Annotated in this window: 18 protein-coding genes; 6 read left to right on the top strand and 12 right to left on the bottom strand. The window is 49.7% G+C overall.

Annotated features, from left to right (window positions below; genetic code table 11):
* Positions 1–31: 31 nt before the first annotated feature.
* Together MRBLPE1_RS23530 and msrA are read right to left on the bottom strand one after the other, a co-directional pair.
* Positions 32–952, bottom strand: a complete 921-nt coding sequence (locus MRBLPE1_RS23530; protein WP_364149909.1) for an aldo/keto reductase — start codon at positions 950–952, stop codon at positions 32–34.
* Positions 953–1,059: 107 nt separating this feature from the next.
* Positions 1,060–1,737, bottom strand: coding sequence for a peptide-methionine (S)-S-oxide reductase MsrA (msrA, locus tag MRBLPE1_RS23525; RefSeq protein WP_364149908.1), 678 nt, complete (start codon positions 1,735–1,737; stop codon positions 1,060–1,062).
* Positions 1,738–1,856: 119 nt separating this feature from the next.
* Between msrA and udk the strand changes: the two genes are divergently transcribed.
* Positions 1,857–2,492, top strand: coding sequence for a uridine kinase (udk, locus tag MRBLPE1_RS23520; RefSeq protein WP_364149906.1), 636 nt, complete (start codon positions 1,857–1,859; stop codon positions 2,490–2,492).
* Positions 2,493–2,568: 76 nt separating this feature from the next.
* Here udk and MRBLPE1_RS23515 read toward each other — a convergent pair whose 3' ends face one another.
* From MRBLPE1_RS23515 to MRBLPE1_RS23505, 3 genes are all read right to left on the bottom strand, one after another.
* Entirely contained in the window at positions 2,569–3,192 is a 624-nt protein-coding gene (locus MRBLPE1_RS23515; protein WP_364149904.1) for a hypothetical protein, read from the bottom strand.
* A gap of 71 nt (positions 3,193–3,263) precedes the next feature.
* Complete coding sequence (locus tag MRBLPE1_RS23510; RefSeq protein ID WP_364149902.1) at positions 3,264–3,854, bottom strand: TetR family transcriptional regulator; 591 nt, start codon at positions 3,852–3,854, stop codon at positions 3,264–3,266.
* Positions 3,855–3,991: 137 nt separating this feature from the next.
* Complete coding sequence (locus MRBLPE1_RS23505; RefSeq protein ID WP_364149900.1) at positions 3,992–4,735, bottom strand: SDR family oxidoreductase; 744 nt, start codon at positions 4,733–4,735, stop codon at positions 3,992–3,994.
* 290 nt (positions 4,736–5,025) lie between these two features.
* On the opposite strand from MRBLPE1_RS23505, the gene MRBLPE1_RS23500 reads away from it, so the two are divergent.
* The 4 genes from MRBLPE1_RS23500 to MRBLPE1_RS23485 all read left to right on the top strand — a co-directional run bounded on the left by MRBLPE1_RS23500 (position 5,026) and on the right by MRBLPE1_RS23485 (position 10,855).
* Positions 5,026–5,700 (top strand): Crp/Fnr family transcriptional regulator, encoded by a 675-nt coding sequence (locus tag MRBLPE1_RS23500; RefSeq protein ID WP_364149898.1) that lies wholly within the window; start codon positions 5,026–5,028, stop codon positions 5,698–5,700.
* A 75-nt stretch (positions 5,701–5,775) separates the two neighbouring features.
* The gene (locus tag MRBLPE1_RS23495; RefSeq protein WP_364149896.1) at positions 5,776–6,162 is read left to right on the top strand and encodes a carboxymuconolactone decarboxylase family protein; all 387 of its coding nucleotides are present in this window, start codon (positions 5,776–5,778) and stop codon (positions 6,160–6,162) included.
* 742 nt (positions 6,163–6,904) lie between these two features.
* Positions 6,905–9,322, top strand: a complete 2,418-nt coding sequence (gene helD, locus MRBLPE1_RS23490; RefSeq protein ID WP_364149894.1) for an RNA polymerase recycling motor HelD — start codon at positions 6,905–6,907, stop codon at positions 9,320–9,322.
* A gap of 36 nt (positions 9,323–9,358) precedes the next feature.
* Positions 9,359–10,855: an MDR family MFS transporter gene (locus MRBLPE1_RS23485; protein ID WP_364149893.1), complete on the top strand. Its 1,497-nt coding sequence runs from the start codon at positions 9,359–9,361 to the stop codon at positions 10,853–10,855.
* A gap of 95 nt (positions 10,856–10,950) precedes the next feature.
* Here the strand turns inward: MRBLPE1_RS23485 and MRBLPE1_RS23480 are convergent, their stop codons facing one another.
* Entirely contained in the window at positions 10,951–11,778 is an 828-nt protein-coding gene (locus tag MRBLPE1_RS23480) for an AraC family transcriptional regulator (RefSeq protein WP_364149891.1), read from the bottom strand.
* 124 nt (positions 11,779–11,902) lie between these two features.
* Between MRBLPE1_RS23480 and MRBLPE1_RS23475 the strand changes: the two genes are divergently transcribed.
* Positions 11,903–12,688: a sugar phosphate isomerase/epimerase family protein gene (locus MRBLPE1_RS23475; protein ID WP_364149889.1), complete on the top strand. Its 786-nt coding sequence runs from the start codon at positions 11,903–11,905 to the stop codon at positions 12,686–12,688.
* A gap of 91 nt (positions 12,689–12,779) precedes the next feature.
* On the opposite strand, the gene MRBLPE1_RS23470 is transcribed toward MRBLPE1_RS23475, so the two are convergent.
* The 6 genes from MRBLPE1_RS23470 to MRBLPE1_RS23445 all read right to left on the bottom strand — a co-directional run bounded on the left by MRBLPE1_RS23470 (position 12,780) and on the right by MRBLPE1_RS23445 (position 20,341).
* Positions 12,780–13,715: a glycosyl hydrolase gene (locus MRBLPE1_RS23470; protein ID WP_364149888.1), complete on the bottom strand. Its 936-nt coding sequence runs from the start codon at positions 13,713–13,715 to the stop codon at positions 12,780–12,782.
* Positions 13,716–13,803: 88 nt separating this feature from the next.
* Positions 13,804–14,628: a carbohydrate ABC transporter permease gene (locus MRBLPE1_RS23465; protein ID WP_364149886.1), complete on the bottom strand. Its 825-nt coding sequence runs from the start codon at positions 14,626–14,628 to the stop codon at positions 13,804–13,806.
* On the bottom strand, positions 14,625–15,506 hold the full coding sequence (locus MRBLPE1_RS23460; RefSeq protein ID WP_364149885.1) for a carbohydrate ABC transporter permease: 882 nt from the start codon (positions 15,504–15,506) through the stop codon (positions 14,625–14,627). The genes MRBLPE1_RS23465 and MRBLPE1_RS23460 overlap by 4 nt, the downstream gene beginning before the upstream one ends.
* A gap of 68 nt (positions 15,507–15,574) precedes the next feature.
* Positions 15,575–16,864, bottom strand: a complete 1,290-nt coding sequence (locus MRBLPE1_RS23455; protein ID WP_364149883.1) for an ABC transporter substrate-binding protein — start codon at positions 16,862–16,864, stop codon at positions 15,575–15,577.
* A 114-nt stretch (positions 16,865–16,978) separates the two neighbouring features.
* A complete protein-coding gene (locus MRBLPE1_RS23450; protein WP_364149882.1) occupies positions 16,979–18,496 on the bottom strand; it encodes a response regulator in 1,518 nt (505 codons plus the stop codon).
* A 33-nt stretch (positions 18,497–18,529) separates the two neighbouring features.
* Positions 18,530–20,341 (bottom strand): cache domain-containing sensor histidine kinase, encoded by a 1,812-nt coding sequence (locus MRBLPE1_RS23445; protein WP_364149880.1) that lies wholly within the window; start codon positions 20,339–20,341, stop codon positions 18,530–18,532.
* Between the last annotated feature and the right edge of the window lie 81 nt (positions 20,342–20,422).

Here is a 20,422-nt window from a genome sequence, read left to right as displayed (position 1 = left end):
TATGAAACCTACCGTTTTCCGCTTCGCTGTCCTAACGGGTGATGTCCTGCGGATGGGGCTCCGTAACCAGCTCTGCCGCTTTCGCATTCGCTTCAACCTGCTCGGGATCCTTGCAGCCGGGAATGACCGCCGTTACCGCATGATGCTTTAAGCACCATGCGAGCGCCCAGCTGGCCATCGTGACGCCTTTCGGAACCTCTTCCCGCTGAATATGCTCCACCTCCAGCAGTCGCAGGCGCGTGCTTTCCTTATCGTGCCGGTGACGCACATCGTTATCGCCAAAAACAGCTCCCGGCTTATATTTTCCGCTTAGGTAGCCGCTCGCCAAAGGAACGCGTGCCAATACGCCCAGATCTTGCTTCTGGCACGAAGGGAATACCCGCTCCTCCGGAGCGCGATCGAGCCGGTTATATACAACCTGAATGGCTCTCGAATTTACCTTGGAGGATGCCTCGGTTTGATGAAGATTGTCATTGCTGCCGATTGAGGTGCCTAGGAAACGGATTTTGCCCGCCGCGATTTGCTTATCCAGCGTAGTCCACAGCTCATCGTTGTCAAACGCCTGATCCGGACCCGAATGGAATTGATAAAGATCGATGTATTCCGTTTTCAGCGCCTTCAGCGAAGCATCCAGCTGCGCTACAACGCCTTGCGCGTCAAAGACATCGTTGCGCGTGAAGCGCTCATGGAAATGATGGCCGAACTTAGTCGCAATGATCCAATCTTCCCGGTTGCGGCGGCTGATATAATCTCCGATGAGGGACTCCGAGAGATGATCGCCATAACATTCCGCAGTATCGATCAGATTAATGCCGAGCTCTCGGCCTTTGTCGAGAACCGCATCCGCTTCCTCCTGCGTATACTCTCTCCCCCACTCGCCTCCAAACTGCCAGGTTCCAAGACCGATTACCGATACTTCCAGATCCGTGCTTCCCAGTCTCCGATATTTCATGATCAACACTCCTTCCAATTGAGTTATTGCTTGTCTATTTCATTTTAACTCTATAAACCATAAATAGGAAATAACCCTCTATCCTTCTTAACGCTCCGCAGGTACTTCTACCACCTTATTTTTTTGATCAGATCGATCAAGAGCTGCTGCTCGCGGTGTTCGAATGACCACTGATAAATTTCCTCCAAAATGCGTTCCAAGCTCGTATATCCCTTAGCCAATCCGTTCAAACGCGCGGCCAAGGTAGAGTTTCGCAAATCCGTCTCCGTCGGGTAAAGGGTGCTTAGTTTTTCGATCGCATCGGGAAATCTTTTGAGATAATACTTTTGATGCTTATCCTCCGCAAGGGTAAAGGGAGCCGCGGGAACAACCTCCGTCGCCGGTTCGGCCTTGCCCTGCTCCTTCCTGTTTTGCAGAACATGCCGTATCGTGTCATTTTGCCGTTCATCGAAATAAAGCAGCAGCGACATGTATTGCCGCCCTTTATAATCATTAATATTAACCGGGTTATGGCTGTCCCAAAACACGTTCAATATATCTTCAAAGGCGATGCGGCCGGGGTCAAATTCCACTTGAACCGTTTCCGTGTGATCACCCATTTGACGGTAAGTCGGATTGGCGGTTGTGCCGCCCGCATAACCGACGCGGGTTTTCATGACACCCGGCAAATGCCCGAACAAGGCTTCCGGGCTCCAAAAACACCCCATGCCGAACATGGCAAGCTGAAGCTCATTACCGGAATTTAACGGCTCTTTCCCGCTGGTTGGATTGGCTTCATGGTCCATCAGGATGCCTCCTTCTGAAAAATAGAAATATTTGTACTGCCGAGATGAAATTATGTGAATGCTATGCTACAATACTAAAATTGCACAGGCAACATCATAGGGAGGTTTATCTTAGCGCCATGCTTATTATTGGAATCGCCGGCGGCACAGGATCCGGCAAAACAACGGTTGCCCGCTCCGTTATTGACCGTCTAGGCTCGGATAAAGTAACGTTCATATCCCAGGATAATTATTATAAAAATCCTACGCATCTCAGCTTTGCCGAACGCGAGCTGATTAATTACGATCATCCGCTCGCTTTTGATATCGAGCTTCTCGCAAACGATCTTCTATTGCTCAAAGCAGGCCAAACGGCTTACGCTCCGGTCTATGATTTTACCGTCCATGCCCGCTCCTCCGATCAAACGGTAGAGCTTAAGCCGAATAAAATCGTTATTCTTGAAGGACTTCATGTGCTGTCCGAGGAAAGCATCCGGCAGGTACTCGATATTAAGGTATTTGTCGATACAGATCCCGATGTGCGTATTCTGCGCCGCGTGCTGCGGGATATCGAGGAACGCGGGCGGACCATTCAGTCCGTGCATGACCAATACCTGAATACCGTGAAGCCGATGCATGAAGCATTTATCGAGCCATCCAAAAAATATGCCGATCTCATCATTCCCGAGGGCGGTCATAATGAGGTAGGCATACAGCTGTTGTCGATCTTGACGGAGAAATATTTGACTGACGGCCCAGGACCGTTCGATTTGTAACGACTGTACCTGACGCAATAAAGAAGAGCACCCTTCGCGGCGCTCTTCTTTTTATTTTTGATGCCGTATTTATTATTTATGCTTTTGCGAACTGGAGAATGGCTATCGCGGCCCGTTCCCTTCGATCTGCATCTCCGCTGCTCATCGCTTCCTTTAATAAATCGAGCGCTCTCGCAATCGTCTCTTCGTCGACCAGGACCGATATCGCCGCCTCCGGTCTTGGTTTGGCGGAGTTTGTCATCCAATACTCCAATTGCTCCTGCGATACGGATGGTTCGAGCATCGCGATCTTCGCCCCGCGATTAAGAAATGACTTCAGCTCGGGATGAACCTCCGCCTTCGGCACGCTCTTCAGCCAAGTCACGCCGCGGCGATGATTGAGGCTTTCCTCGTCAGCCTCTTGACTCTCCACATAAAAATAGTCGCCAAGATCCCCAAGATGAACATAATCACCATCCGTTACGAACAGATAATCCCCATCCTGCATGCCATAGACCAAGCTCCCGATCTCCTCTAAAATCTCAAGCAGCGTTTGCCCCTCAGCCTTATAAGCTTGTACCGCTTGCTTCTGCCATTCCGGGCCGCTTACATGCTCCAAATCCCCAATACCCGGCCAGGCAAAGCCCACATAATTCTCTTTTAGAAAAACGGGGATATGCTTGGCTCCATGAAGACCCGGATTCAATAAAAATACATTCATTCAGGATGCCCCCAATCGCCTGCTTTTAGCTAGGCTGCTTCATTGCAATCCTTCCTTATCCCTCAGTCCCATTAAGCAAGACCTGTGAGCAGCAGCTGCCAAACCGCTTCAAAATCATCGTCTATCGTCTCTAATGACCATTCCTTGGCATGTGCAGGATGATGGAAGCGTGAGGTTGCCAAAAATATCGCTTTCGCATGAACCGCCGATTGTCCAGGTTTAAACTCGCGGTTCGCCATCCCTTGTTCGATGATTTGCGCAATCTGCCGAATAAGACGGTTAACATGGGCGGCAATCATATCCACTTCTATCACCGTAACCGCTGCATACATGCCGAACATCTCTGCATCCTCCACGGCAAATTTGCGCTTAGCATGAATAAGCGTCACCAGCCACAAGCGAAGGCGCTCGACCGGGCTGCCGTCCCTCCTGCCTGCGATTTCTTCTAAAGGGGCAGCTATACTATATTGAAGCCATCTCTCCGTGACGGCTTCCCGCAGCGAGGCTTTGCTGGCAAAATGCCGATATAACGTACCATGGCTGACTTGAAGCACCTTGGCAATATCTATGACCGAGGTTTTATCAGGCCCATAACGCCGAAGCACCTGTTCAGCCGCGTCTAAAATCATTTCTTTCGTCAATGGCATATCATTTGTCGTCATTTGAAGGAGTAATCGCTTCTAAAATAAATCCAAATTCGATTACCCATTTCCCCTCCTATCGGTCTTTTCATTATAGCAAAAATTATATTTTGCAATACAGATCAACCATTGCGTTAAGTTTACAAGACGGTTATGGCTTAAATAAATCCGCCGTTCACACGAATCGTCTGGCCGGTTACCCACTGCGATTCCGCGCTCGCCAAGAACAGAACGACTCTCGAAATGTCTTCCGGTTCGCCCAGGCGCCCGAATGAATTCATATTACCGATCGCTGTTATTTGCTCCTCCGACTTTCCAACGGTGAAAAGCTCCGTATTCACTGGGCCTGGCGCAACGGCATTAATCGTGATCCCTTTGGGTCCAAGCTCTTTGGCCAGCTGGCGAGTGAATTGTTCCACGGCGCCTTTGGTACCGGCGTACGAGCTGTATGCGGGAAACATTTGACCCGTTACCGATGTGGAAAAGTTAACAATGCGCCCGTTCTCCTTCATATGAATAGCCGCCTGCTGGATCGCGAAAAATGTCCCTTTGACGTTAATGTCAAACTGCTTATCGAAATCCTCTTCCGTCGTTTGGAGTAACGGCTTGGTAATCATGACACCCGCATTGTTAACCAAAATGTCGACTTGTCCGTAAGCCTCCAGCGTTTTGCGGAACAGCTGCTCTACTTCCGCTACCTTGCCGATATCCGCTTGAATGGCAACGGCTTCGCCGCCTTGCGCTTTGATGCCCGCTGCGACCTCTTCCGCCTTACCCGGGCTGCTCGCATAGTTTATGACAACCTTTGCTCCTTGCCGCGCCAGCTCCTCCGCAATCTTCTGGCCTATGCCTCTTGATGCCCCAGTTACCAACGCAACTTTGCCTGCCAATTTGTTTTCCATGTTTTTTCCCGCCTGTTCGTCTTTTAGATTTGGTAGTTATCCTTCCGAATAATGAAAATAATCTCTGCCTAGGCCATAGGTATGCCACTCGTTCGTTTGCTCTCGTTTACTTGTTGCTTTGATTATATGATGACATAAAACAACTGTCAAATGACAATATTATTATTTTGTCATTAAATACCCTCTACCTGACTTGCCATATCAGGAAAAATAGTATAATTTCTTATCGAATAGATTAGATCGTACGCGGACGGCAAACTTGTTGCATCTTGTGCAGAAGGAGTTTAACGATGAATACAGCCCAAATTGATCGAGCTATCCGCTTATTTCCCTGTTTCTCCTGCGTACCCCATGACCAGTGGAAATCCGCCGAGCTCGTTACTGTCACACCCGCGACGCCGCATGCCATTCGCGAAGGGCATATTTTTCAGCATGCCATGTTTATTGTCGGCGGATCGATTCGAGTATACAAAATCAGCCCTTCGGGCAGGGAAATCACCTTGTACCGCGTTCAAAGCGGCGAATGCTGCGTACTGATGATGGCAAGCATCCTGGGAGAAACGGAATACGAAGCTAACATATCAATCGAAGCCGAAACGGACGTGCTTCTCTTTCCTGTCGAACAATTTCGAGACTGGATGGCCGACTTTAAAATGATCAGACAATTCATTTACAAACAGATTATTGAACGAATGACCCGCGTTACCGGGCTTCTAGAAAACGTCGCTTTTAACCCCGTACCCTATCGCATTGCGGATTACCTGATTTCTCATTCCGCTTTGCCGCTTCCTTCAACCCTACGCATTACCCATGAGCAATTAGCCGTCGAATTAGGCACTTCCCGCGAGGTGGTAAGCCGAATCTTGAAAGACTTTGCGAATAAGGAGGCCATAGCGCTTAGCAGAGGTCAAATCTCTATTTTAAATCCCGGGATTTTGAAAACCGTTTTAGAAAAACATATGTGACATTATCACTGAGCCTTCTCCCAAAAACGCCTAAGATTAATTCAGATCCATAAGGATAAAAGGGAGAGGATATTGATGAATCATTATTATGACCGTTCGAATCTGAATCGCATTCCCGAGCTCATGAAGCTTTCTCCGCAAGCTGCTGCCGCTTTTTTAGCTTTTGAAAAGGAAATTTACCATTCCTCGGAGATACTGCCGTTAAAAACGAAGGAGCTCATTGCCATAGCCGTTGCCCATGTCACGGGATGCCCCTACTGCATTGATGTGCATGTGAAGAGATATGTGGACATGGGAGGAACGCGCGAAGAAATATTCGAAGCCGTGCTCGTTGCCGCTTCCACCCGGGCCGGCGCCGTTCTCAGCCATGCGACGCATGCCTTGTCAGCGATGGAGGATACTAAGCTGCCGCCCCTTACGGGCAAAGAACAGCCGCCCGCTTCGCCAGATTGTTTCTGCTGAAATGCGTATCGCCTGTATCCGGAGCATCATGAAATTACGCCAAAAAAAGCGACCTCGAAAGGTCGCTTTTTTTGGCGTAGTACTGGCTAAGCATGCCGCAGCTTTGCTCGACCGCGATTCAACTCATTAACGCGATTGCCAGCTTTGTGCGCATAAACTTCTTTTTCATAACTATATCCTCCCTAATATCCGGATAGGTTTTACTTTAGGCTGCTGCCCCGTTGCCTATCTCGGCGTCAGTCATCTTCATTTGGACTATTTACAAAATATCAAACAAAGCTGAGCCAACCCTGAAACGAGTCTGAAGATTCACTGAGCGTGGATACGCAGCCGATCGCATACCCGACGACCGCTTATTAAAAAACGACAAAAAACCCCGCCTTTGAGGTTGGGGGTTGGGGCCGTGCTTCGCGAATCGTAAAATCCGCCGCGGGTCGTAACGCCTAAGATATAAAAAAAGATGACCCCTGATGGATTCAAGGGTCATCTCCTGGCGGCATAACTCCGCGGTGGTTTGTTTAAACTGTTCACAGTCCGGGTCACTGTTCAGCTCTACCGGAGGTAACAACAAAAAAATAAATTGAATGCAAAATAACGCTATGATATAATCGATAGCGTATTGACAAATTAAAATAAATAGTGTATCTAGTTTTATCCCTAATTTAATTGTACACCTGGCACTTTAATTTGTCAATGCTCTTTTTTATGCCAGAAAACGGAAAAAGGAGTGTGCTCAGGAGAGATGGAAGCGAAGGATTGGCGGCAGGAACAAGAGCGGCTGGAACGGGTCAGGAATAAGCTGCGGGCGAGAATTGCCGAACTGGAGCCGGAGGTTGCCGGACTGAGCGATCAGGCTGCGGACATCCGCAAGCGGTTTTGGGAAGAAGTTACGATCAACACAAGCACGTACGAAGATTTCGAAGAAACCTTCTACACGATTAACCAGCAGTCCGCGATATTGGCCGAACGGGAGCGCGGCCACAAGCTGTTGACGCAGCAATGGAAAAATATGAACCGCCTGCTCCCGTCTCCTTATTTCGGACGCATCGATTTCCAGGAGGATGGCCTGGACCTCAGCGAGCGGATCTATATCGGCGTATCTTCCTTCATCGACGAAGACGAATTGAGCTTTCTGGTCTATGACTGGCGTACGCCAATCGCGAGCCTGTACTACGACTACTCCCCGGGCCTGGCGTCTTATGTCACGCCGGCCGGAAGAATCGAAGGGACGATGGAGCTCAAACGGCAGTTTCAGATTCAAAACGGGCAAATCCGCAACATGTTTGACGCGAATGAAACGATCGGAGACGAATTGCTGCAGCAAGTGCTCGGCAAAGGTGCGGACTCGCAAATGAAGAGTATCGTGGCAACCATCCAGAAGGAACAAAACACCATCATCCGCAATGATAAAAGCCGGATGCTTATCGTACAAGGGGCGGCCGGCAGCGGTAAGACTTCCGCGGCATTGCAGCGGGTGGCGTACTTGCTGTACAAACACCGCCAGACGATCAGGGCTGACCAGATCGTTCTTTTCTCACCGAATCCGATGTTTACCAGCTATATCTCCACCGTCCTTCCGGAGCTCGGTGAAGAGAATATGCAGCAGACGACTTTTCAAGAATATCTCGACTATTGGCTAGGTTCCTCGTTACGGCCGGAGGATCCCTTTGATCAGATCGAATATGTACTGACCGCACAAGGAGCGCCGGAGTATGAGGCTCGTCTTCAGGGGATCGAGTATAAAACTTCCGATGCTTTCCTGCAAGCCCTGCATAACTATGGAATGTGGTTAGGACGGGAAGGCATGCAATTCAACGGTATTCGGCTTCGGGACCGCGATTTGATTACCGCGGAGCGAATGAGAGCGAAATTTTACGGTTATGACCGTTCCCTGCCGCTGCTCAATCGTATCGTTCTCTTGCAAGAATGGCTGCTGAATGAACTGGCTGTGCTGGAACGCATGGAACGGGAAGCGCCTTGGGTACAGGATGAGTTGAATTATCTCGACACCGAGCAGTATGCGGAAGTCTTCGAAATGCTGCATAAAGAGAGAGAAGTATTCGACGTTGCGGAACAATATGCCGCAGTTCGCGAGAAAATGAACAACAAGCGCCGGGAAGATGAAGGCGACTTTGACTTCGCCATGAGGGAAGAAGATCTGCTCCGCCGAAGGATCGTGAATGAAAGCTTTAAACCGCTAAGGAAAGGTGTAAAGAAATTCTCGTTTATAGATGTCAAAAGCATATATGGTCAATTGTTTGAGGGTGAAGCCGCTTATCAGGAGAAAACGAATGGGGCCGTCATCCCCCCGCTGTGGCCTGAAATATGCAGGCAAACCAAAGAAAAGCTGCTCCGGAACGAGTTGTTCCACGAGGATGCGACACCGTATTTGTATGTAAAAGAACTGATCGAAGGCGTCCGGACGAACACGGAAATCCGGTATGTCTTCGTTGATGAGGGCCAGGATTATTCATCGTTTCAATATGAATATCTTAAAAAGCTGTTTCCCCGTGCCCGGATGACGGTGCTCGGCGATTTCGGGCAAGCGATCTTCATGCAGTCTACAAGTTTGGCCGCAGCCGATTCGCCGCTGGTTCGCCTTTTCGGCGAAGCCGAAACAAGCCTTGTCTGCCTTGTACGCAGTTATCGTTCAACCAGGGAGATTGTTGAATTCGCGAAATCGATGCTTCCAGGCGGGGAAGAAATTGCACCGTTTGAAAGAGGAGGCCAAAAGCCCCTTTTGACGAGACTGGACGGTGGGGAGACGCGTGATGCGCAAATTCTGGCAGACATCGCGGCGCTCATGGCCGAGGGCTTCGATTCCATCGCGGTCATTACGAAGACCGCAGCCGAAAGCCGGGAGGCCCATGAATCGTTACGGATTCATGGAGGCGAAGCTCTACGGCTCATTACGAAGGAGACGCTTGGCTTTGAAAAAGGAGTGATGGTCATTCCCGTGTATCTCGCCAAGGGTGTCGAGTTCGATGCAGTCTTGGTCTACGATGCTTCGCCCGAAGCTTACGGTCGGGACAACGAACGCAAGCTTCTTTATACGGCGTGTACGCGGGCCATGCACCGGCTTCATCTTTACACGACGGGCGATTGGTCGCCGTTCGTGCAGGCATTGCCTGCGAATTTGTACGAGAAAGCGACATATTGACGAATACACAGCTCGTTGAGCAGAAAGCAGGGATCTATGTCAGCTCCTAAGCAAACAAAACCGGTGGCAGCGGGCGGGGACGACTTCTCGCTGAAAGCCATTCTGCCGCCGCTCATGGCGATTATCGTCGCCATGATCATGGTTATTCTGGACAGCACCGTCGTCAATAATGCCATTCCGAAACTCGTTGAATACTTCGACACCGATCTGAAGACGATCCAATGGACCGTCACCGGCTATACGCTCGCTTTATCCGCCGTTATCCCGCTTGCAGGCTGGATGACCGATAAATTCGGCTCTAAGCAAATTTTCATGATTACGATCGCCCTGTTCACGATCGGCTCCGTGCTGTGCGGCATCGCGCAAACGCCGGAACAGCTGATCATTTACCGCATCATTCAAGGCTTAGGCGGCGGCATGGTGGGCCCGATCGGGATGACCATGGTGTTCAAGCTCGCGCCTCCAGAGCGCCGCGGATCCATCATGGGCTTACTCGGCATCCCAATGCTGATTGCGCCGGCGTTCGGTCCGGTGCTATCCGGCTGGCTGGTCGATTCTGTCAGCTGGCACTGGATTTTCATCATCAATCTGCCGATCGGCATTATCGCCTTCATTCTCGGGTATAAATATTTGCCGAAATCGGGCCGCGATGCGGCGCCGCATCTGGACCTCATCGGCATGTGCCTCGCGCCGATCGCCTTCTCCATGCTGGCTTACGGCGTAAGCGAAGGCGGCACCAGTTGGTCCTCGGCTTCGACGATCACGGGCTTGACCGTCGGCGGCATTGCGCTCATCCTCTTCATTTTCGTGGAACTGGCACAGAAGCAGCCGCTGCTGGAGCTGAAAGTGTTCAAGTCGTCCGATTTTACACGCAGCATCATCTTGACGTGGATCGTACAGCTTGCGCTGTTCGGCGCAATGCTGATCGTGCCGCTGTACCTGCAAGGCGTCATGCACTACACCGCGCTTGAAACGGGCTGGATCCTGATGCCTTATGCGCTTTGCGCGGCAATCGGCATGCCGATCAGCGGCCGGTTGTTCGACAAGATCGGCGCGCGTCCGCTCGCCTTCGCCGGTCTTGCCGTCGTATCCGTTTCCCTGTTCATCTTGTCCCGCATAGCGGTGGATACCTCGCTGTGGGTTATCATCCTGTGCATCTGCATCATGGGTCTCGGCATGGGTTTCTCCATGATGCCGCTCAACACGCATGTCCTGAACTCTGCGCCTCGCCGTCTGGTGAGCCGCGTTACACCGCTGACAACAGCAGCTCAGCAAGTCGTCGTCTCGTTCGCGGTCGCGGGCCTAACGGGTTATCTGACGTCGCAAATCACTTCCCGCGCCGCAAGCGCGGGAGCGGACGCAAATCCGCTGAACGCCGTCGTCGCGGGTTACGGCGACACATTCTTCCTGTCCGCGTGCCTCACGACCGCGGGTGTCGCACTGACGCTCCTTCTGCGTAAACCGAAGCAGCAGGAAGAAGACGTAACCGCCGGCGGGGACAATCCGGACCCGGCGATGATGGCAGGTCACTAATCGCGAACCGGCTCCGATTCGCTCGTATGCAAATAGCCTTGGCCGTTAGTCGGCCAAGGCTATTTTTTGCTGATTATGTAGGATCAAACACGATCCTACGTGTGATCGGAAAATCGCGAAGGGGGGATTTTATGAAAGCGTTTAAATATTTTTGAAAACGTATAGGGATCGGAAAAGCCTAGCTCATAAGCGATTTCTTTGACCGTCAGCTTTCTGTCCATAAGCAGTTCCCGGGCTCGGTTCATCCTCATTTTGGTGATGTAGCTTTGCGGCGTTAATCCGATATTGGTTTTGAAAAATGCATAGAAATACTTAGGTGACATATGGATCATTTCAGCCAAAAGCGCAGCCGGAATCGATTCTCCGATATGCTCGTCGATATATTGAAGCACCGGCTTCAGCTTGGCGTAATGCACCATCCGTTCGACGGGCGTCTTGGCGGCTGGGGAGTTCTCTTTTGGAATGGCCAATAGTTTTGCGAGAAGTAAGAGAAAGCAGCCTTTCAGCATCAATGCTGACATCGGTTCTTTATTTTTGTAGGCGTCGAAGGTGCTGCGAAATAAAGGCCCCTCCGTCTTAAAATTATGATGAGGAATCACGCCCATTAAATCGAAATCGTTCAAAAAATGGACCCGCTGTCCTAATTGGAAATCAAAATGGGTGAAAATATGGCTGCAGGGCGCATCTAAACAATAGGCGGAATAAGCAACACCGGGATTGAAGAATACGATATCGCCTTCACGGGCCGTGGATTTCCCGCCCTGGTAGTCAATCGTGATTTCACCGCTTGTCACATACCACAAATCATAGTCCGGGTGCCTCTTGCTCTCTGACCATCCCATTTCATGATCGGAATACCCGCTGTTGTTGAACCTCAGCTCGACATCTTCGATTAACGCGTCCATGATATTTCGATCCAGCATCGGCAACCATTCCTTACTATGGATTACTCACAGCCATCAAACCATACTTGTAACCATTTTATTTGATTCATCCTCTTTGTACAATGAAATCAATTTTCAAATCGCTGCTTAGGAGGTATAGGCTTTGAATAAAATAGGCTGGTGCATGGGCATCGAACAGGCGGGTCTGCTGGCAAGCAAAGGTTTCGATTATATCGAATGCCCCTTATCTTCCCTGCCGCTTGAGGACGATCAAGCTCTACGGGAGAAGCTGCCGCAGTATTTGGACTCTCCGATAAAGGTACAGGCCATGAACCTGTTCTTTCCGCAAGGTATGATGGTGGTCGGCCCCCAAGCGGATCGGGAGCGGATTCACCAATATGTGCGTAGGGCAGGCCAGGCAGCAAGCCATATCGGCGCCAAGGTAGTCGTGCTGGGCAGCGGCAGGCAGCGTACGATTCCGGAGAACTGGGAGAGACCGCGAGCGGAAGAGCAAATGCTGGAAGCACTGCGATGGATTGCGGAGGAATGGTCCGGAAATGGCGTTACTTTGGCGCTTGAACCGCTAAACCGCAAGGAATCCAATTTCATCAACAGCGTGCACGACGCTGTGCAGCTAGTGGAACAAATCAACAGCCCGATTGTGCAAGTGCTGGCGGATTTTTATCATATGGACGAAGATAATGAACCGCTGGAAGCTTTAATGGAATATAAAGATTGGATTGCCCACATCCATATTGCGGATACCGGAAGGCTGGCGCCCGGGACGGGAACGTATCCCTATAAAAGGTTTACCGAGACGCTGCGAGCAATAAACTATACGGGAATGATTTCCGCGGAATGCACGCTCCTGGAGACAAACAAAGAACTAGAGGATAGCTTTGATTTTATGCAAAAAATGATTCGAGCTATACAAACGGGTGCCGGTTAGGAAAGCGGAGCAGGTATCCTCCACCATACATGAAAAAAAGACAAGCCAAGGATATTACATCCGTTAGCTTGTCTTTTTTTGAATATCACGGTTATTCTTCTGGCAATAAGCTGAGCTCGAATGGCTCGTTGCGATCGCATACCAGCACGCCGTCAATGACATCCAATCTTGCAGCTTGCACGGAAGAGCGCTTGCTTTCATAGCGTTTCTCTTGTCCTTCTTGGTCAAGCGCGCCGGCTCTGCCAGGATGCGTAAAATAGAAAATATAAGCGCTTTCGCCTTGCACAACTACGTCGGCATGCAGCCCGATGGTGCCGTCATCCTCGCGCGTTCCCGGCTGATCCAGAATGAGGCCGTTGCGCTCCCAGGTATCCAAATCCTCGGACCGGTACACGCCCTGCCCTCTCCACTCGTCTACGACCATCCAATAGGCGCCTTTTAACCAAAACACATTCGGTCCTTCATGGCCGCGGCCCGTAATAACCGGACCGACCACGTTCCACTCGAACAAATCCTTGCTGTCTGCCGCATAAGTAAAGGAATGATTGTCTTCATCCTTGTACCACATGCGGAAGCCGCCGCCTGGCAGCTCGTGGATACAGGAATCGATGACCCGGCTTGAGCTTAACGCAAGCTTGGAGTGGAAGGTCCAGTCGAGCAAATTCGTGCTCGTATAATGCATAATATCGCGGCGATGGTCAGGCCAATCAACCGGCACGCCTTGAATGTAGCTGACATACATATGGTACAGGCCGTCATGCCAGTAAATTTCCGGCGCCCAGAACGTATTGCGGCCCCATTCAATGTCCAGCCCCTGAATCGTGCCCCGGTACAGCCAGGATTTCCCGCCATCACGCGAAGAGGCCACGCCCAAATCGGTTCCGTGCACCCAAGCGAATTTTGGTCCTTCCGATGTTGCCCTGCGATTCGTATAGATCATCCACCACTCTTTGGCCTCGCGGTTCCATATGACGACCGGATCGGCGGCGCCGTCATAGATCGGATCTCGAAATAAAGGTGCGTTCATGATTATCATCGTCTCCCTAGATTTAGTATTCATTCCAGCGTGCCGGCAAGACGGCAGCGCAGCGAGACTAGAATAGATTAAGCTGCGCTTAACCCTTCACAGCGCCGCCGACAATGCCTTTTACAATTTGCTTTTGCATGAGAATAAAGAAAATAAAGATCGGAATAAGGACGATAACCGTCAATGTCATGAACAATGGCCAATCGACTGCGAACTCACCCTTTGCTTTGTAAACCTGCAGGACGAGCGTGGCATTATCAGATGAATTGAGGAACAGCATCGGTGCAAGAAAATCATTCCATACCCACATCGTCTGATAAATAATAGCCGTGACCGTTATTGGCTTGAGCAGCGGAAAAATGATTCGCCAGAAGATGCCCCAGATCGTACAGCCGTCAATAATGGCCGCTTCGGGCAGCTCCTTCGGTATGGTCTTCATATAACCCATCATCAGAAAGAAGACGAAAACCGAGCCTCCCATATAAATAAACATCAGCCCGTACAGCTTATCAATAAGTTGAAACTGCGTCATCAGCTCAAAGAGCGGAATAAGCGTCGTTTGGAACGGAATCAGGAATCCGGCGAGCAAATAACCCATAATGATTTTATTGGTTTTCCCCGGATTGAACACAACGGGATAAGCAGCCATCGCCCCGATAAGCACCATAAGCAACACGGAAACGACCGTGATGAGCAAGCTGTTACCAAAGCTCTGCAGAAGCGGTACCTCTTTAAACACGCGGACATAATTATCGAAATTAAGCGTTGTCGGAAAGCTCATGGGATTCATCGCGGTTTGAGCCGGCGTCTTTAAGGTGTTCACGATGATTAAGTAAAAAGGGAAAAACGTAATGAGCCCGACAGGCAGCATCAAAATATCAAGCAGCCAATTTTTGCGGTTCGTTTCGGTCATTGCATTTTCTCCTCTCGGCGCTGCATGACAGTCACTTGGAAATAGGTGAGCGCCAGCACAATAAGGAAGAAGACGATGGACATGGCTGAAGCCAGTCCGAACTGCACCTCGGAGATGCCGCGCAGTACGATAACCTGCGTAATCGTATGCGTCTCGAAGCCCGGTCCGCCCTTCGTAAGCGCAAACGGAATTTCGAATACTTTAAGCCCTCCCGTTAAGAGCAGCATGACGCTAATCGTCATAGCCGGAGCAAGCAGCGGCAGCGTAATATTGCGAATTTGCTGCCAGCGTGTCGCTCCGTCAATCGAAGCCGCCTCGTAATAATCCTTGGAGATGCCCTGCAGGAATGCCAGATAGAGAACGGCATGCCACCCTGCTCCTGCCCATACCGCAACGAGAATGGTGGAAAGCTTGGCAAGCATAGGCTCGGACAGCCAAGGCTGCGGACCGGCGCCAAACCAATCATGGAGCACGCTGTTCAACACGCCTGATCCGATTGGCGACAGGATGAAGCCCCATACGTAAGCCAGGATAAGACCGCTCGGAATGGACGGAAAAAAGAAGATGGCACGATGAATATTTTTTGTATAAAAATTCCGATCCAGCACTAAAGCAAGCACAATGGCAAGCAGCGTGGTCAGAATCGTTGTCGATATGGCAAAAAGCAAGGTATAGGATATACCCGATACGATAGCGGCATCCTTGAAAATTTTAATATAATTCGTTAACCCTACGAAATCGTAATCTTTGGAATAACCGTTAAAGTCCGTCAAGCTAAAAATGAATGATTTGATAAGCGGGTAAATCGTAAATATCGTATAAAAAAGTAAAATCGGTATGAGAAAAACTTGGTATTGGAAAGATCTCAGCAGTTTCATCCCGTATGCTCCCTCCTTTGTAAAACAGCAGGAGGGGATTGCCCCTCTCTGCCGCTTACCGTCTCTTTTTATTTGCTTTCCATCTCTTTAAGCTTTTGATCCATCGCCTTTGTTACGTCCTCTACCGTTCCTTTGCCAACAAGCAAATCCTGAACGGAAACGACCAACTGATTTCTCAAAGCTTCCTGATGCCTAGGCCAAGAAACCATCGGAAGATAAAATTTCCCTGCAAGCAAGCCGTCTTTGTATGCATTCTCTAGAGCGGGATGCACCTTGCTCTCGTAGCCGGGAATCGTAATGATTTGGCCAGTCCCCTGTTCAAATTGCTGCAAGCCTTCCCGCGTAGACAGGTATTCAACGAACTTGATGGCCGCATCTTGATTTTCGGATTTGCTATTAACCGCAAAACCTACGTTTGGAGCGCCTGCATAATATTCCTGTCCTTCCCCAGCGCCGGGAACCGCCATCATGCTGAACTGCAATTCCGGATTCGCTTTCTCGATTGCCGGAATATTCCATGGTCCGCCTTGAATCATCGCCACGTTGCCTACCGCAAATTCATTAACCATTTGGTCGCCGGTAAGGCCGATCATGTTTGAAGTGATGATTTGATTATCGACCAAGCCTTCCTTCCAGAGCTTCAGCGGCTCTGCCCATCCGTCGGCAAAAGCAGCTTCGCCCGCAAACAGCTTGGTATCATATTCCGGATCCTTCGACAAGGTCATGCTGGCAACCAATGCGCCTTGAATGGTAGAAATATCGCCTGCGTTATCATAGAGAGGCACAATGCCCGCATCCTTCAGCTTGATGCAAAGGTCGATAAATTCCTGCCAGGTTTTTGGCTCCGTCGTTACGCCGACCTTAGCAAACAAATCTTTATTGTAATAAATGCCGCCTACCCAACCGGCTTGGGAGAAGGCATACGTTTTGCCATCGCGGGTAAACATGCCTTTGCTCGCATCGGTCATTTTCGACATAAATGCTTGGTCTGTTAGATCAAGCGCATAGCCGCCGTCGATTAGCTCATTCCGATTTTCCGCTGCCATAATAAATACATCCGTCGCCGAATTGGAAAGCAGCATCGTTTGCAGCTTGGCGATATAATCCTTAACCGGCGGCGCCGTCTGGAAATCGATCGTGATATTCGGGTACTTTGCCGTAAAGCCGTCAATAACCGGCTTCATTTCGGTTTCGTTGTTCCACGAAAGCAGGCTTAGTTTTATCTTTTTCTCTGAACCCGTTCCCTCGCCGTCTGCACTGCCGGCTTGGTTGCCATTGTTCCCGTTTCCGCCGCAAGCGGACAGAATAAGTGTAACGGCCATCATTGCAATCAGAAGCATGTAGCTTGATTTACGCATGCTGTGTTCCCCCTGTATTTCATTTTTTGTAAGCACTTTCACCATTATGATAACGCTTTACCGGGGGCTCGGGAATTTACATCGTTGCGTGATTTATTGTACATTGTTGCATGCTTACATAGAGGAGGGGGCTTGCTTGCCCGCCCGAAACTCCTTTGGAGAAACCCCATTATGCTTTTTAAAGGTTTTGCTAAAATGGCTTTCATCCACAAAACCCGTCATCTCTGCAATCGCGCTATTTTTCAAATTCGTGCCGGCAAGCAGCTCAGCGGCCTTGTCCATCCGAATCTGCGTCACATACTGCCAGTAGTTGATTCCAAATTGCTGCTTGTATATCCGGCTTAGCTGATACTTGTCGAGGCCAAAGGCATTAGCGACGGACTGAAGCGATAAATCCTCCGCGTAATGCAGCTCAACATGCGTTTTGATTCTACTGATCGTTTCCTCTGTCCGGTCGGCGGCAGGGTCTGACTGTTGAATCATACTGGCAATATGTGAATGAAAGTACTCCTCCAGCTTATCTGCCGAGCCGTATTTTCTCAGCCTGTCCAGCGTAATCGTTTCATATTCGGCAACGAGCCGTTTTGAACGTCTCATCAGCTGTTCGGCTATTGTTAAATAGTGCACGCATAAGCTATACACCTTGTCGGGATCCAGCTTCAACTTTCTAAACACACGAAAAAGGCTGTCAACAAGCTCCTTCAGTGCTTCTTGCGAGAAGACTAGCGAAAACTTCTCCTCGAACGCCTTATCAAATTGCTGATAGTGCAGCAGCGTCCATTGCTCCGCGGGCTGCGGCTCTGATTGCGAATAGAAGGAATTCGATGCAGATGCATAAAAGCCGTTAGCAGCCGCTTGTTTACTCTGAATAAGCAGCTGCTGCAGCTGCTCAGGCTTCTCGCCAGCCGCACTGCACCCTATCCTTATATGGCTTTCCGGCTGTAAGGCTTGCCATGCAGCTTCTATTCTTTCGCCAAGTAGCGGCAGCCGGTCAGCCTGCTCCTTAACCGATAGGCCCAACAGTGCTGCACAGTTCTGCTTATTCAGTTGGCATATAACGGATTTGAGGGAAGGCTCAAGCTGTTTAAAGACGGATGCCAACGCCTCCTTGTTCAAAGTCTCGCCTGTCAGCGTCAACACGGAATAACGATGTATACCTAACGTTTGAAATGCCGACTGGGCAGCCGTCAGCCATTCTTCATGCAAAGAATCTTGCCTCAGCAAGCCCGCAATCACAGCCTCCAGTTTTTTCTCGTGTTCGCTTTGCGTCTCTTCGATGAGTTCCTTAACCGCCGCTTTCAGCAGATTAGTATCGACCGGCTTAAGCAAATATTGCGATACGCTCAGGCGGAGCGCTTCACGGGCATATTCAAATTCATCATAAGCGCTTAATATAATGGCTTTCGGTTTGTGAGGCAGCCGCTGCAGCTGCTTTAATGCCTCAATTCCGTTTAAATGAGGCATTTGAATATCAATAATGAGCAGATCCGGCAAAAAACGCTCAGCCAATTCTGCCGCTTCCCGTCCATCGAAAGCATGCTTGATTTCCGTGATGCCAAGCGACTCCCAGTCCATCATTTTATCCAAAAAAGTATGGAGCGATTGTTGATCGTCCGCGATTAGCAGCTTCATAAATTTGTCTCCCTTCGTTGAGGCCTTATCGGTTCAATAAATAAGCGGCAGCAAAATCGAAATCTTCGTGCCCGCCGTTTGTCTGCTGCGAATGCGGATCCCATATTCAGTTCCATATTTCAGCTTTATGCGCTGACTCACATTGTATAAACCAATATTATCCGTCTTCTGAGTCGGACTGTTGATATGCCGGTTCAGTGTATCCACCTGAGTGCTGGCAATGCCTTGTCCATTATCCACGATCACGATCAGCAGCCCTTTGCGTCCGGCAACGGCTTTAATCTGAATCGCGCCCTCCCTGATATGATCGCCAAAGCCATGACGAATAGAGTTTTCCACGATAGGCTGAAGCGTCAGCTTCGGAATCTTACAGCGAAGTACCTCACGGTTCGGAATGAGGAAGGAAACGGCAATGCCGTCATTGTATTTCTTGTTGAGTATATATAAATAGTCGGATACGTTGCTCATCTCCCGCTCCAGCTCGACTTCCTCCTCTGAGCGTTTCATGGAATACCGGAACAGGTTGCTGAGCGACAAGACGATGTGGTTAGACTCTTCCGTATTTCCGCATACGATTTCCGTCTGCAGCTGCTGCAGCGTATTAAATAGAAAATGCGGATTAATCTGCGCTTGGAGCGTCTTAAGCTCCTCTTCCTTCAGACTGATTTGGGTTAAATAGTTTTGCTTGATCAGCAGGTCAATGCGGCCCATCAGGTCTTTGAATTTGTTCCCAATATGATTAAGCTCCCGGTAGCGGTAATCGCGGGGTTTTACGTACAGCGAATCGTCCTCGCCCATACGGTCCAGCGCGGCAAGCAGCCTTCTCACCGGCAGCGATATGCGGAGCGTAATAAGCAGGCTGATCAGCGTATTGGCGATTAGGCATAAATAAAGAATGCGGCCAAGATTCGATTTAAGCGGCTGCGATTGACCCGTAATGTCTGACATCGGGACGGTCGAGAGCATTTTCCAACCGCTGACGGCCGTAGGCTGAAAGATGACCAATGTTTCAATGCCGTTAACCGTTTCTTTAAAATGGCCCGAAGGCTGCTCATACAGCTTCTCTTCGTCCGGAAATTTCAAGGTTTGGCCAATCTGGCTGCTATCCTTGTGAACGATTATTCGGCGATTCTCGTCAATTAGAAAAATGCTGCCTTTATTTTGGTAGGTGCTTTGCTCGAACATGCCGTTAATTTTGCTAAGATCCAAATTCCCGATAACGGCTCCAAGCGTTTGGCCCTGGTAGCCCTTAACCTGTAAAACAACCGATAATGCCGGCTGATTATAACGTGTAATATTTGTAGAGAGGTAATAGTCTTGTTTGTGTACGCCGATGCTGAAAAAGCTGCCCTGCGGATTCGTCTGGAACGTTTCTTTGACCCAATCCTTCGACTGAAATGGATAATCCCATTGCAGCGTTTTTCTCCCATCCAAATTATTGATATAACCGGTCTTGCCCAGCATGAGAACGTCGCTGATTAACGTCTGATAAGAGCTTACGCCCTGTGCGATTTCCGCGATATTCCGTTCATGCTGAAGCCTGTTTCGGATGCCAATCGTATGATGCTCCTTCATCATCGTGATCACCGAATAGTTCCCGGCAAGCATGACGAGCGAACGCTTCGATTCCTCCAGATTAAAGCTAAGGCCGAGCGCCGCCTGTTCCATGACCTTATTGCTGGAGTTTACGATTTCATCGGTAATCATTTTCGTGGAATCCCGAATGGACAAATAGCCCAGCAGCAGCAATAAAAGCACATTAACAAGCAGGTACGATATCAGTATCGTGCGCATGATCGTTCGGTCCAGAAAATTGTGCCGCAGAAATAAAATGACTTTGTTCATGATGTCTCCCTCGCCCCGCAATCGGCTTCTCGTCTTCCGTGTTTTCTTAGAGGGTATTATAGCATGAGTTTGTTCACGTTC

Source organism: Paenibacillus sp. LPE1-1-1.1 (genome assembly GCF_040676435.1).
GTDB lineage: Bacteria > Bacillota > Bacilli > Paenibacillales > Paenibacillaceae > Pristimantibacillus.
Note: the sequence above shows the minus strand (reverse complement) of the source record. Positions and strands in the feature narration are given on the sequence as shown.